General features: G+C 52.6%; 14 protein-coding genes and 2 pseudogenes. 14 read left to right on the forward strand and 2 right to left on the reverse strand.

Annotated elements, in window-relative coordinates; translation table 11 throughout:
- Positions 1-272 precede the first annotated feature (272 nt).
- From AACY07_RS24005 to tnpC, 10 genes and pseudogenes are all read left to right on the forward strand, one after another.
- Positions 273-1,001: a metallophosphoesterase family protein gene (locus AACY07_RS24005; protein WP_322151132.1), complete on the forward strand. Its 729-nt coding sequence runs from the start codon at positions 273-275 to the stop codon at positions 999-1,001.
- Between the two features lie 112 nt (positions 1,002-1,113).
- Positions 1,114-1,554, forward strand: a complete 441-nt coding sequence (locus AACY07_RS24010; RefSeq protein WP_339478245.1) for a DUF6957 family protein — start codon at positions 1,114-1,116, stop codon at positions 1,552-1,554.
- 87 nt (positions 1,555-1,641) lie between these two features.
- Positions 1,642-1,917 carry a GNAT family N-acetyltransferase gene (locus AACY07_RS24015; protein ID WP_339478247.1) on the forward strand — a complete coding sequence of 92 codons (276 nt, stop codon included), beginning with the start codon at positions 1,642-1,644 and terminating at the stop codon, positions 1,915-1,917.
- Between the two features lie 494 nt (positions 1,918-2,411).
- The gene (locus AACY07_RS24020) at positions 2,412-2,666 is read left to right on the forward strand and encodes a hypothetical protein (RefSeq protein WP_095023960.1); all 255 of its coding nucleotides are present in this window, start codon (positions 2,412-2,414) and stop codon (positions 2,664-2,666) included.
- A gap of 308 nt (positions 2,667-2,974) precedes the next feature.
- Positions 2,975-3,271, forward strand: a complete 297-nt coding sequence (locus AACY07_RS24025; protein WP_339478250.1) for a hypothetical protein — start codon at positions 2,975-2,977, stop codon at positions 3,269-3,271.
- A 96-nt stretch (positions 3,272-3,367) separates the two neighbouring features.
- The gene (locus tag AACY07_RS24030; protein ID WP_095023944.1) at positions 3,368-4,912 is read left to right on the forward strand and encodes an LA2681 family HEPN domain-containing protein; all 1,545 of its coding nucleotides are present in this window, start codon (positions 3,368-3,370) and stop codon (positions 4,910-4,912) included.
- Between the two features lie 384 nt (positions 4,913-5,296).
- Positions 5,297-5,401 (forward strand): annotated as a pseudogene (locus tag AACY07_RS24035) (arsenical resistance protein ArsH); the annotation flags it as partial.
- Between the two features lie 96 nt (positions 5,402-5,497).
- The gene (gene tnpA / locus AACY07_RS24040) at positions 5,498-5,815 is read left to right on the forward strand and encodes an IS66-like element accessory protein TnpA (RefSeq protein ID WP_339478254.1); all 318 of its coding nucleotides are present in this window, start codon (positions 5,498-5,500) and stop codon (positions 5,813-5,815) included.
- Complete coding sequence (gene tnpB, locus AACY07_RS24045; protein WP_177009613.1) at positions 5,812-6,147, forward strand: IS66 family insertion sequence element accessory protein TnpB; 336 nt, start codon at positions 5,812-5,814, stop codon at positions 6,145-6,147. The genes tnpA and tnpB overlap by 4 nt, the downstream gene beginning before the upstream one ends.
- A gap of 49 nt (positions 6,148-6,196) precedes the next feature.
- Positions 6,197-7,723 (forward strand): IS66 family transposase, encoded by a 1,527-nt coding sequence (gene tnpC, locus AACY07_RS24050; protein ID WP_339478256.1) that lies wholly within the window; start codon positions 6,197-6,199, stop codon positions 7,721-7,723.
- A gap of 83 nt (positions 7,724-7,806) precedes the next feature.
- On the opposite strand, the gene AACY07_RS24055 is transcribed toward tnpC, so the two are convergent.
- Positions 7,807-8,337: a glyoxalase superfamily protein gene (locus AACY07_RS24055; RefSeq protein ID WP_339478259.1), complete on the reverse strand. Its 531-nt coding sequence runs from the start codon at positions 8,335-8,337 to the stop codon at positions 7,807-7,809.
- A gap of 221 nt (positions 8,338-8,558) precedes the next feature.
- Here AACY07_RS24055 and AACY07_RS24060 point away from each other — a divergent pair.
- The 4 genes and pseudogenes from AACY07_RS24060 to crcB (AACY07_RS24080) all read left to right on the forward strand — a co-directional run.
- Positions 8,559-8,696, forward strand: a pseudogene (locus AACY07_RS24060) (arsenical resistance protein ArsH); the annotation flags it as partial.
- Between the two features lie 165 nt (positions 8,697-8,861).
- Positions 8,862-9,917 carry an ArsO family NAD(P)H-dependent flavin-containing monooxygenase gene (locus tag AACY07_RS24065; protein ID WP_339478261.1) on the forward strand — a complete coding sequence of 352 codons (1,056 nt, stop codon included), beginning with the start codon at positions 8,862-8,864 and terminating at the stop codon, positions 9,915-9,917.
- A gap of 387 nt (positions 9,918-10,304) precedes the next feature.
- Positions 10,305-10,685: a fluoride efflux transporter CrcB gene (gene crcB, locus AACY07_RS24075; RefSeq protein ID WP_095023946.1), complete on the forward strand. Its 381-nt coding sequence runs from the start codon at positions 10,305-10,307 to the stop codon at positions 10,683-10,685.
- A gap of 16 nt (positions 10,686-10,701) precedes the next feature.
- Positions 10,702-11,106, forward strand: coding sequence for a fluoride efflux transporter CrcB (crcB, locus tag AACY07_RS24080; RefSeq protein ID WP_095023947.1), 405 nt, complete (start codon positions 10,702-10,704; stop codon positions 11,104-11,106).
- Positions 11,107-11,241: 135 nt separating this feature from the next.
- Here the strand turns inward: crcB (AACY07_RS24080) and AACY07_RS24085 are convergent, their stop codons facing one another.
- Positions 11,242-12,699 carry a TrkH family potassium uptake protein gene (locus tag AACY07_RS24085; RefSeq protein WP_339478265.1) on the reverse strand — a complete coding sequence of 486 codons (1,458 nt, stop codon included), beginning with the start codon at positions 12,697-12,699 and terminating at the stop codon, positions 11,242-11,244.
- Between the last annotated feature and the right edge of the window lie 131 nt (positions 12,700-12,830).

Consider the following 12,830-nt stretch of genomic DNA (forward strand, 5'->3'; position numbering starts at 1 on the left):
AAAACGGCAAGTGGATCATGGAGGGGCTTTCGGGGTTGCTGGTGGGATATGACTCCACGGGATGTCGGGTATGTCTTCACAACATAGATGACGAAAAGGCTTATACCGATGCCCCAGGTCGTCTTATTGAAGCTCACTCTCTTAAAGGGCTTCGAGTGATTTTTTAATCCAAGTACGTAAACGCAGTCTCTCCTTGCAAGGCGAGCAATGCTCGGAGGCCGGCCGCCGCAGCGGTATCCAAAGTACAACTAAATCGAAACTGGTCGTCCGTTATGAAAATTCAGTTTTACTCTGACCTGCACCTCGAGTTCGCTCGGTTCGATCCCGCCCCAAGCGAAGCGGACGTAGTAATTCTCGCCGGCGACATTGATATCAAATCGCGGGGCGTGAAATGGGCAAGCGAGGTTTTTCAATGCCCAGTGATCTATGTATGCGGTAATCATGAGTACTACGGCGGGCACATAGGTCACACACTGCTAAAGATGAAAAACGCTGCATTGCCCCATGTGCATGTACTCGAAAACGAGATGCTCATTCTCGATGGCACACGCTTTTTGGTCACAACTGCCTGGACGGATTATTCGTCTACGGGTGATGTGGTTGCGGCAAAGAGAATTGCTTGGGATTCGATGAACGATTTCTTGGTGATTCGAGCCGACTTGGATTACAGGCGCTTACGTCCAGACGACTTGGTAGCCAAATCAATGAGGGCTCGCCGCTGGTTAGCCCAGGAACTCGATAAACCCTTCGACGGTAAAACCGTGGTGGTCACACACCATGCACCAGTGTTGGATCACCTGGGTGACGATCACCCTGGACATCTGGCTGCAGCCTATGCGAACGATTGGTCAGAGTTACTTAGTAAGGCTGACCTCTGGATACATGGGCACACGCATTTTGCAGCAGACTTCCTCAAGAATGGGTGCCGAGTGGTTTCCAATCCACGCGGTTATCCGGGTCAAAGGACAGGCTTCGATCCTGGGTGCTTGGTGGTGGTTTGATGGTGAATAGATCTCGTCAGTGTCCTCCATGAGCTCGGAGTTGATAGATCAAAACTAGCGGGTGTGAGTTTGTTCGAACGGTTGATATTTAGTGTGAATCTAAGGTTTTTGAATGGTCACTTTGAATGAAATCTCGCAGTTACTTTACGGAACCGGAGATGAATCGCCTGGCTGGCAGGACTCTGAAGAAGAACTGATCTCTTTGGCAGCAAAGACATTCCCGGGCAAAGCATTCTGCGTGGTGAAACTGTGGATCTTGATCGACCTCACCGTGACGCCGGTTGAGAGGGAAAAACTTACGAGCCTTGGTCTACTTCCCATGACGCTTTTCGCTCACGAAATCGTACTGGACAGTAAAGGTCGTTTTCAATCTGGCATGTGGGTACGCAGTAACTTCGGAAAATCCTTCACTGAAGGCTGCATGTTTGAAACCAAGAGTACCGTCTACCTTCTTTTAGGTTCAGGTCTGAAAAAAGAGGCAAGCATTGGCGCTGCTTTTTCCATGAAGGCCGGGTACGGCAATCAACATTTCAATAACCCGGTTTGGACGTGAATCAGTTGCACACGGCCTGATTGATAGGACGATCGTTCATGCCGCATAGGCGCTTAGCCTCGGTTTGAAACTCATGGGCCAGACGGGTTGTTGCGCTCCCTGATCGTAATTCCAGAATGCAGATCCAAAGGGTTCGGGGCCGCAGTGCTTCGGGCCATTGAGGCAATAGCCGCTGAGCAGGGAATTGTTCGCTTTCATTTGCTGACGACAACTGCGTCAGGTTTTTTTGAGCAACAGGGGTATGCCGTAAATCAACGAGGTTTAGCGCCACCTCTGATTTCTCAGACGGAGCAGTTCAGGGGGCTTTGCCCTGGCTCGGCTTGCTACATGTGTAAGGTGTTAACAAGCGAGCAACCACATTAGCAGACCAATAAATGACGCCATAAAATCGTCAAATTCCAATGTCGTTCTTGGCTATTCTAAGAGACCGCGTGGGTAGATTCAGGGAGAGTGTATCGGGTTGTTACAGGCCAAAACCGGCGTGACCCGTGATTTAGAAGGTCTGACCATCCATACAGCATCAGAGTGGATCCAAGCCATACTTTGCACACAGCTTGCCCACAGCTTTGTCATCTTGCTATGTCAAAGCACTCGCACTATCTTGTAGTTGATTCATCTAGAGACACTATATGTTGTGTTTTTTGTGAGTCAGCAGCGGATTCAGTAAAGACGGCGGGCATGCGTGCGAAGTTTGGACGCCGAGCACGCATACCCGCCTACCCTGAGCCAATGCGTACATTGGTAGGATGCGCATTAGAGAAAAATCTGACTTTGGATGTCAATCATCCAGTTCGGTTTTCCGCTCAAGGGTTGCTCCTGCCTACTCGATCTGAATATAGATGCAGGAGCACCTAATCGTGCCTAAAAATACAAAACAAACCTCGACTTCCGTGGCCAGCCTAGCCTCCAAAATCCTCCGCGACGATAGCTCCTCTGCCATTCAGAAAGAATTGGCAGGTTCGGCTATGGCTCAAGCGTCGACTGGTAAGCAGACCGGCGCTGATATGGAGACCAAGGCCAGCCAAGTCTTGGACAGCAACAAGTACAACGCCACGACCAAGACCCTAGCGGCCTCGGTACTTGCTCAATCTAACAAAGAACGGGGTAAGTGAAATGACTCAATACTTCGTTAACAGCAATGCACAGAGCAACGGTGACCATGAGGTGCATACCAATACCTGCATCTTTTTGCCGGCACTCCACAATCGCCTTGACCTTGGCCATCACACCACCTGTGTAAGTGCTGTGCGCCAAGCTCGCAATACATACCAGCAGTCGAACGGTTGTCAGACGTGCTCGTCGGCTTGCCACACTCAGTAGATCGCATCTCTACCTCAGGCTTTTGACTTTTGGGTAAGCCGGCTGCCTCATAGGCTGGCCCCCATTTTCATTGAATGTGATTTTTCCAGGAGTTTGCACTATGAGCTATTTGGTTTATTGCACGTTTGACCTGAAGAACGCCTCGGCCAAGGATTACGAGAACGCGTACGCGGATCTTCAGCGGATCGGTCTTGCGAAAGTCGTCAAGGCAGATGAGGGGCTGCAGGTGGTTATTCCTACCACGTCGACGATGGGCTTCTTTAACGGCACCAGTGCGGCGGCTGTGCGCAATGACTTGCGTAACTCGGTACAGGCTGCTTTCCGAGCTCGACTTCTGAAGTCTGAGATCTTCATTGTGGTAGGAGGTGATTGGGCGTGGGGGGCAGGGACGACTTGATACTCTAAATCTTCATCAGATGAAGAGATGACTTTCAAGGTGAGTAGCGATATTCCCGAATCACGACATCGCTGATTTTGAAGGACGGCACTACCTATGTTGAGCGTATTCTCGAAACTCTCATCACACCTCAATTCCTTGGTGGATGCTGATCCTGCACTTGCAGTAAAAGAAGCTCGTGAACTCGATCTAGATGGGCCTAATCGTATTAATCTGATGTCCCTGCGTGCAGCCACTCTGGTTAACGCCGGTGCCTCGCTTGGGCGCCAAGAAGCCATTGATGAAGGCCTTGAGCTATACCGTGAGCTTCATCGCTTATATCCGACAGCCGACATCACCTACAACTTAGGAAATGGGCTCGTGGAGGCCGCAGATTGTAGGGGTGATGATTCTGAATGGCTGGATCATCAGGAACAGACCCGCGCCTACAGGGCCGAAGCCCGACGATGTTATTGGAAGGTGCTGCAAGACGTAGATGCTGGTGTGGAGTTGCGCACTCAAGCTTGGACGAATATCGCTAATTTGTTCGCAAAAACCTATCGGCTCTCTGAAGCACATGACGCACGCCTCTCCGCTCTTAAAATTGATCCCAAGAACGGCGTCGCCGCGTTCTGCGCAGCATTGGATTTGATGTGGCTTTTTAAGCGCGGAGGCTGCTCAGAGTTAACGCATATGGAAGCAGTGATGCTAGCCAGGCAGGCACTTCGAAATAAGGAGCGAATTGTCCAGTACGCCGGTGCAAGAGTCGTGGCCAAGGTGGAAGCACTCGCCAGCAAGCTAACTGATCCGCCACCTAGGTCTCTCCACACGAACCCCTTCATCAGATGGGTGGAAGAGGAGCGTCTTACACTTGCTCCTGCTGTAGAACTCGTAGATCCATCCTTGGGTAAGCTCGATTGGCTTACTCTTCCAGGTATTCTCGAGCGCGAACCAGGGGTGGGCAGCAGACCGCCGCCATTGTTTGCCATGTTCAATATGCTGAAGAGCGATTTTGTCCTAGCACGGGATTTGGCATGGCGAGCAAGTGACGGAAGCGCTTGGCCGAAGACAGGACAGTTTGCAGATACTCTCGATTATGCAATGTACGGCCCTGATACCTCCGCACTCATACTGGCACATCGAACTGCCCTTGATCTGCTCGATAAGGTTGCAGTGACGGCCAATTATTATTTTGATTTGGGACATCCGCCTGACCAGGTTTATTTCGGGAAGATATGGAGAGTTCGCGTTGATAAAAAACGAGGCACTTCGCCGCTAGCGAACAAAGTAGAAGTACTAATTCGTGCAGGTGTATACGCGATGTACGGCTTGGCTGAACTGGCAGAAGACTACGACGCCAGAGATGGAATTCTCCATTCACAAAAGGATTTGCGAAATTCTGGCACGCACAGATTCGTGGTGCTTCATGACCTAGAGGATACCACGAGGGCCAGGCAAACCCCTGAGATCGAGCATATCAACCATTCAGACTTTATCGATGAGGCACTGCGTGCTCTTCGGGTCGCAAGATCTGCAATCCAGATGCTCGCACTCGCAATATCTCAGCATGAAGAAATATTGATGCAAGAAACGGACGGTATTCTCGAAACCTTAACTGTTCCGGATCACCACTGGATTCGTGGTGAAGATGAGGAGCTTTAATTCCTTGCTGTTGAACAGCTGGCACTAGCTGAAATGGAGTGTTCCAGATGGTCTATACCTTCACCCTTATTACCAATTGACGTCTGACGAAAGCGATATGGATGCGCTTGTGGAACGCTTGGCTGAAGAAGGCTGCGATGACGCATGGGTCGGCGTCGGGCAGCTAGGGCGCCTAGCTCTAGAGTTCACCCGTGAGCTCCCTCTGCACATGACGCAGTTGAGGGCGCCATAGAGACGTGCTCTGGGCCATACCTTACGCACTTTTGATCGAGACAGCTCCGCTCCATCAATGAATGCAGGCAGCCTTCCGTGCCTGGTTCAAGGAAACGCAGCTGCTGTCTCATTTCTCCTAGGCGTTGCCATGCTGTCCGCTATCCTAGGCTTATGTTCACTATCCCCAACCAATCTTCGGTGGCCAAGGCGTTCACCGAGTTTGATGAGGCAGGCCGGATGAAGCCGTCCTCGTACTACGACCGTCTAGTGGACGTAACCGTCCGGCCAAGTCACCTACCGAACTCCAACATTAAGGGCGATGGTGTCCGCGTATTTTAAGCGGACACCATCGCCCTTATCGCTAGGATTTTCATGCGCCAACGACGCTCTTACCCCAAACCATTCAAAGCCCAGGTCGTCCAGGAATGTCTGCAACCCGGAGCGACGATTTCCAGCGTGGCCATCCATCACGGCATCAACGCTAACGTGATCCGCAAGTGGCTACCTGCTTACCGGGATCAAGCGCCTGCAACCTTGCCGGCTTTCGTTCCAGTAAAAGTGGTACCAAGGCGAGCAACAGAAGAGATGGTCACCATCTCGCTGCCTCTGGGTGATAAATCCATCACCGTAAAGTGGCCAGCCTCGGATCCGGACGGCTGCGCGTGTTTTATTCGTGGCCTGGCCCAATGATTCGTGTCGATGCCATCTGGCTCGCCACCGAGCCCATGGACATGCGCGCCGGCACTGAGACCGCGTTGGCCAGAGTGGTCGCGGTGTTCGGTGCGGCGAAGCCGCACTGCGCTTACCTCTTTGCCAACCGCCGGGCGAACCGGATGAAAGTCCTGGTGCACGACGGCGTCGGTATCTGGCTGGCGGCGCGGCGCTTGAACCAAGGTAAGTTTCATTGGCCAGGCATCCATCGGGGGACGGAGGTCGAACTCGACCCCGAGCAACTTCAGGCACTGGTACTTGGATTGCCCTGGCAACGAGTCGGTGCGGGCGGCGCAATCACATTGCTTTAAACGCTCCTTTCAGCTGTAGCACTCGGGCTGCTTTGGTAAAATCCACGGCATGACTTCCTTGCCCGATCTAGACCAAATGACTCCTGAACAACTGCGCGCACTGGCTGCGCAGTTGATGTCCAAGATCGACACGCAGGACAGAAAGATTCATCGTGATGAGACGATCATCGAGCAACTCGCTCACGAAATCGCCATTCTCAAACGCCACAAGTTCGCCAAGCGCAGCGAGCAGATCAGCCCGGCGCAAGGCAGCTTGCTCGATGACCTGCTCAATACCGACCTAGAAGCCATCGAGGCGGAGTTAAGAGCCCTTCGTCCTGCACCTGCGCAGACAGAACCACGCCAGCAACCCAAGCGTGCACCGTTACCGCCGCAGTTCCCGCCTACCGTGATCCATCACGAGCCAGACAACACCCAATGCACCTGCGGCTGCCAACTTCAGCGCATCGGCGAAGATGTCAGTGAGAAGCTGGACTACACGCCGGGCCTGTTCACCGTCGAACAGCACGTTCGTGGGAAATGGGCCTGCCGCCAATGCGAAACGCTGATCCAGGCGCCGGTGCCGCCGCAGATAATCGACAAGGGTATCCCCAAGGCGGGCCTGCTGGCCCACGTGATGGTGGCCAAGTTCGCCGACCACCTGCCGCTGTATCGACAGGAAAAGATCTTCGGTCGTGCCGGTCTAGCCATCCCGCGTTCGACACTGGCGCAGTGGGTGGGCCAAACTGGCGTGCAGCTTCAGCCCCTGGTCGATGCGCTGCGCGAAGTGGTGCTGGCCCAGCGCGTGGTTCACGCCGATGAAACGCCGGTAAAAATGCTGGCGCCCGGCGAGAAGAAAACCCACCGCGCCTATGTCTGGGCCTACAGCACGACGCCGTTTTCGGCACTCAAAGCCGTGGTCTACGACTTCAGCCCCAGCCGTGCCGGCGAACATGCGCGTAACTTCCTGGGCACCTGGAACGGCAAGCTGGTTTGTGACGACTTCGCCGGCTACAAGGCCAGCTTCGAGCTGGGCATCACCGAAATCGGCTGCATGGCCCATGCGCGCCGCAAGTTCTTCGATTTGCATATCGCCAATAAAAGCCAGTTGGCGGAACAGGCTCTTCACTCGATTGGCGGACTGTACGAAGTCGAGCGAAACGCCAAGGAAATGAGCGACGAAGATCGCTGGCGATTACGCCAGGAAACAGCGGTGCCCATCGCCGAAAAACTGCATGAGTGGATGCTGGCCCAACGCGAACTTGTGCCCGAGGGGTCGGCTACGGCCAAGGCTCTGGATTACAGCCTCAAACGCTGGATAGCGCTGACGCGCTACCTGGAAGATGGTGCTGTGCCCATCGACAACAATCAAATCGAGAACCTAATCCGGCCGTGGGCTCTTGGCCGCTCGAATTGGTTGTTCGCAGGCTCGCTACGCAGTGGCAAACGTGCCGCAGCGATCATGAGTTTGATCCAGTGTGCGCGGCTCAATGGGCATGATCCATATGCATACCTGAAGGATGTTCTTACACGCCTGCCGACGCAACGGGCGAGTGAGGTTGATCAGTTGTTGCCACATTGGTGGACGCCTACCTAACCACGTAAGTGGATTTAGGTAGGCGCTATTCCGCTAGCTATAGGATCCGAGACGGATCAGATCCAATCTAGCGTCCAGCGGATTCAGCTTTGGCAGAATCTTATCCGATTACCGAAAGGGTCATAAACCTCCAGAACCTGCCCCCATCCCTGCTGGACAATATCCGGACGACCGTATCCGTACCGTTTGCCAAGTAGCTCATCACGAAGCATTTCGATATTTTGCATCGGAACAAATATCGTCGACCCTGGACTGGCATCACCATGATGTTCGGACAAGTGGAGCTGTAACCCGTTTCGATTGATCCCTAAATACAGCGGTAGATCCGCTTCGAATCGGTGCTCAAACTCGACGCTGAAGCCCAGAAAATCAATATAAAACTCGCGGGCCTTGGTTTCGTCAAATATTCGCAATATGGGAATTGCTTTGTCGAATGTGGCAGCGGGTTGAGGATTTTCATCCGGAAGCATCGCTGATGCTACGTTCCAGTCCTTATAGCCCAGTTGCTGTGCCACCAGTTCGAGTGCAACGGAGTGCGACACTTCCTGATTGCGCTTCTCCAACGAAGCACGCAGGCTCTTGGCCATCTGTTTGGCTTTCTGGATTGAAGACATTATTTCTCCTGGAGTCGAAGCATTTTGGTGCTCGCCTTGCCAAACCTCGACCATCAAGAGAGATACGATGTGGTTTGTAAAAATATGCTTTCACCTTTCCTTTACGGAGCGAGCGGCTGGCAGCATCGGCCAGCCCTGATAATACACAACCACTAATAAAGGCGAAAGTTTGTGCCAGCAGGCCGCGTAAAATCACGCAAGGTGGGTTAACCGGGCGCATACTAGTGGACGTAATGGAAGAGCTTATGAAGTTCACCCTACTTCTGAGGGATCGCCAGGACTATCTTGTTGATAGATATTCCGAGCGCAAAGAGTCCGCAGAAGAGCCGTCCAAGCGTGTCAATCAGCGCTCTATTTAGTGTCATTACGTGGGAATTGCATGAGTCAGATCACGATCTGTTAGAACCGGAGTGTGGCACCTCTCGCAACACCTTGGCGTTGATCCGCAACAATGGCTGCAGGGGCTGAACCGACGCAAATGAAGCTGAAAGAATGAGCATGGAGTAATAGCGGTGAATCCAAATATGAAATTTGATGTCGTAGTAGTTGGCGGCGGCCAATCCGCACTCGCAACCGCCTATTTTCTGAAGCGTTCAGGTATGTCATACGTGCTACTTGATGCAGACCCGGCGCCAGGAGGCGCATGGCAGCATGGGTGGGATTCACTCCGACTATTTTCTCCGTCTTCATGGAGTTCGATTGCAGGCTGGCCTATGCCTGCTGTGTCGGAAGAAACGCCTAGCCGTGACGATGTTGTCGATTATCTGACTCAGTATGAAAAGCGATACAACTTTCCCATCATTCGTTCTACGTGGGTATCCCGTGTTGAGAGAATTGAAGACGGTTTGCGCGTTGTTTCGGGGGATAGATATTGGGATGCCAGAGCGGTCATCAGTGCAACAGGCACTTGGAACCGTCCATTCATTCCAAGTTATTTAGGGCAGGAGTTGTTTTTAGAACAGCAGCTTCATTCCGCTCATTATGTAGGCCCGAATAGGTTTGAGGGAAAGACCGTCCTTGTCGTGGGCGGGGGGAACTCGGGAGCCCAGATTTACGCCGAGGTTTCCAAAGTAGCCCAGGCAACCTGGGTGACTCAAGAAGTCCCAAGGTTTCTGCCTGATGAGGTTGACGGCCGCGTCCTGTTCGAACGAGCTACGGCTCGATTGAAAGCCCAGCAGGAGGGCTCAGAACCTAAAGAACTCATAGGTGGGCTAGGTGATATCGTTATGGTTCCATCGGTAAAAGAGGCTCGTGAACGCGGTGTGCTGAACGCGGTACGACCGTTCACTCATTTTACTCCGACAGGTGTCGTATGGCCGTCAGGACATGAGACGACGGTGGATGTCGTTATCTGGTGCACCGGGTTTTTTCCAGCGCTAGACCACCTTACCAACCTAGGCCTTGTAGGCCAGGACGGCAAAGTAGCAGTGGACGAAAACCGAAGTGTTGATTTACCCAATTTATGGCTGGTGGGTTACGGCGATTGGACGGGGCTCGCTTCTGCAACATTAATCGGCGTGACCCGTACTGCACGAGATGTGGTCAAACAAGTGCATAGCTATCTCGCGGGCGTAGCCTGATGGTTCGTAGTAGATCAAGCGCACCTACTATGACGCGACTTTAAGCTTGGGAATCAATGCCCACTATCAGTACTTCTGCGCAGAAGATGCTCAATGAGCGTTGATTGGGTCAGCCTCATACCTTGGACTTTACGACCTTAAGCCCTAAGTGGCGCCTCCTTATAAACACGGGTTTCTGTTGCGGTCACGCCACTTTTCTATATTTTCAGCCGAAACGGTTGCTTTGAAGCAAGAGGGCGGACAGGGCTGTACAGTCCCACTTATGTCGGTACTGGCTTGCCTACCATGCAGGCGACGTGTCCTATCGATTGATGCCTCATTCATGTCTACGCGGTTTTTATCAACTAGAGTTCCCTGAAATTATCAACTGGCACGAGAGGGAACTTCATGACTGCGCTGGATGTTTTTTGGGTCGGATTGGGGGGCGGGCTGGGGTCTTTGCTGCGCTGGTGGATCGGACTGCGGGTGGGGCAGATCTATAAGGGATCATTCCCGCTGGGCACGTTTTTGATCAACGTCAGTGGCGCCTTTGTGATCGGCTACTTGAGCATTCTGTTTACCGTTGACTGGCGTGACCGCTACGGCGACTTCCTGAGTGCTGCCGTGCTCACTGGTATTCTTGGCGGCTACACAACGTTCAGTAGCATGCAGCTGGATGCTTCCAAACTGATCAAGGCGAAGGATCGTGCATGGGCGGCAGGTTATCTGATCATCTCGGTACTGGTCGGTCTGGCCGCCGCCGCATTCGGCGCCTGGCTGGCGCGCTGACACAGGAGCAAACACCATGTTGAACATGATTATTCTGATTTTCGTCGGCGGCGCGTTTGGCGCCATGTGCCGCGAATTTGTCATGCTGTCAGTGCCGCGCTTGGCCGACGGCTTTCCCATGGATATTTTTGTCGTCAATATCGTCGCCGCCTTCCTGCTGGGGGTGGCCACGTCGCTGTTCAAGAGCAACCGGATCAATCAATACGTACACGTCATGGTAGGCACCGGGATCATGGGCGGCCTGTCGACGTTCTCAAGCTTTGTCTTTGGCGCCGTGGAGATGATGAAAGATCCCGCCAGTGTGTTCGTGTCCATCAGTTATCTAGTGCTCAGTCTAGTCATCGGATTTGCTGCAGTGGAGTTGGGCCTCGTAGCCGGGGCCAAGGTCTCGCCAATACCAGCAGCGGACTCTTCGCACTAAACGTTCCTGATACATAAATAGCCCTTGAGTATTGAGGGCTTTTTATTTCGTATATTTGTAGCCCTCCGGGCTTCATGCTGGGTTGGCTAAAATCTAACCAACCAGAATCTTAGATGGCCACTTTCTTAATCATCATTAGTACCTCCAAAAAACGGGTGTGATAAGTACCAGTACAGTGAGTATCTCTAATCGGCCCAGTAGCATGCCGATGGTGAGCAACCATTTTGCTGCGTCGGGTAATGATGAGAAGTTACCAGCAGGCCCGATGATGGTGCCAATTCCAGGGCCCACGTTACACACCGCAGTAGCCGCGCCACTCAATGCCGTTGTCCAGTCCAGGCCGATCAAGGCAAGTCCTAAGGCGATAATTGCAATGGTGATGCTGAAGAAAAATGAGAAAGTCAAAAGCGAGCGTAGTATTTCCTCGTCAATTGGATGGCCATTGTACTTCTTCTGAATCACGGATCTTGGATGGATTAGTTGCTTTAAGCTACCTATCAGTAAAGTCGCAGCAACCTGAAAACGGAAGATTTTGAGGCCCCCAGCTGTGGAGCCCGAACATCCTCCAACAAAGGTCAAATAGAAGAACAAAAGAACTGCAAAGCTCCCCCAGAGCGTGTAATCGCCAACAGCAACTCCGGTAGTAGTGACCACAGAGGTCACGTTGACTGCGACGATACGAAACGCATCCCACCATCCGTAATCGCTGTGATAACAGAGCCATGTCCCTACGGCCAGCCAGGTCACAATCAAGAATCCAATAAATCCACGTACTTGGTGATCTTTAATCAGCGCACGCCGGTTGCCGCGCAATGTCGCAACATACAAGGTAAACGGTAGGCTACCCAGAATCATGATGACCACAGCTACCCAGTGGATCGCTGGCTGCGTCCAATACCCCAGTGAAGAGTCCGAAGTCGAGAATCCTCCAGTTGAGATCAATGACATGGCGTGGTTGACCGCTTCAAACGGCGTCATTCCAGCGACCCAAAGAGCTAGCGCTCCGAGCCCCGTGAGTCCCAAGTAGAGAAAGAGGATGTATTTGGCGGCCACATGGGAGCGAGGCGTTACTTTTTCCGACCAGTCTGAGGACTCTGTCTGGAAGAGACGCATGCCACCCACCCGCAACAGTGGAAGGATCGCTACAGCCATGCCTATGAAGCCTATACCGCCGAGCCAATGCAGCATTGAGCGCCAGATCAATAATCCCGGTGAAGCGGTATCCAAGCCAGTGAGTACCGTTGACCCTGTAGTTGTGATGCCCGACATTGTTTCAAAGAATGCATCGGTGTAACTGATGTCGCTGATAAACACCATTGGCAGCGATGCGAAGATGCACACCACAACCCAACTGCCAGTAGTTAGCAGGTACATATCCCTGGGACGAAGCTGGGCGGTATCTGGGCGTCCTCGTGCGATCAACAGAAGGCCGCAGACAGATGTGATTAAGCTAGACCACAGGAAAGCTGAAAGATCGCCACCATCCCGCTCATAGACCGCCAGTGTGATCATTGGGATAATCATGCTTATAGCTAGCGTGATTAGAAAAATGCCTAAGATGAATCCGATAAGCCGTAGTCCTGCGAGAGACATATAAAATAGCCTGATGAATTAGCGCAGTGCAGTATTGGATGCTCCATCTTTAGGGGTTGTAAAATTTTCGTAAAATCTTTAATAAATTAGGGCGGCAGCGCACACCAGCATCTTGCGGACGTTGGCGGTAA

The organism is Pseudomonas sp. RL_5y_Pfl2_69 (assembly GCF_963970465.1).
GTDB lineage: Bacteria > Pseudomonadota > Gammaproteobacteria > Pseudomonadales > Pseudomonadaceae > Aquipseudomonas.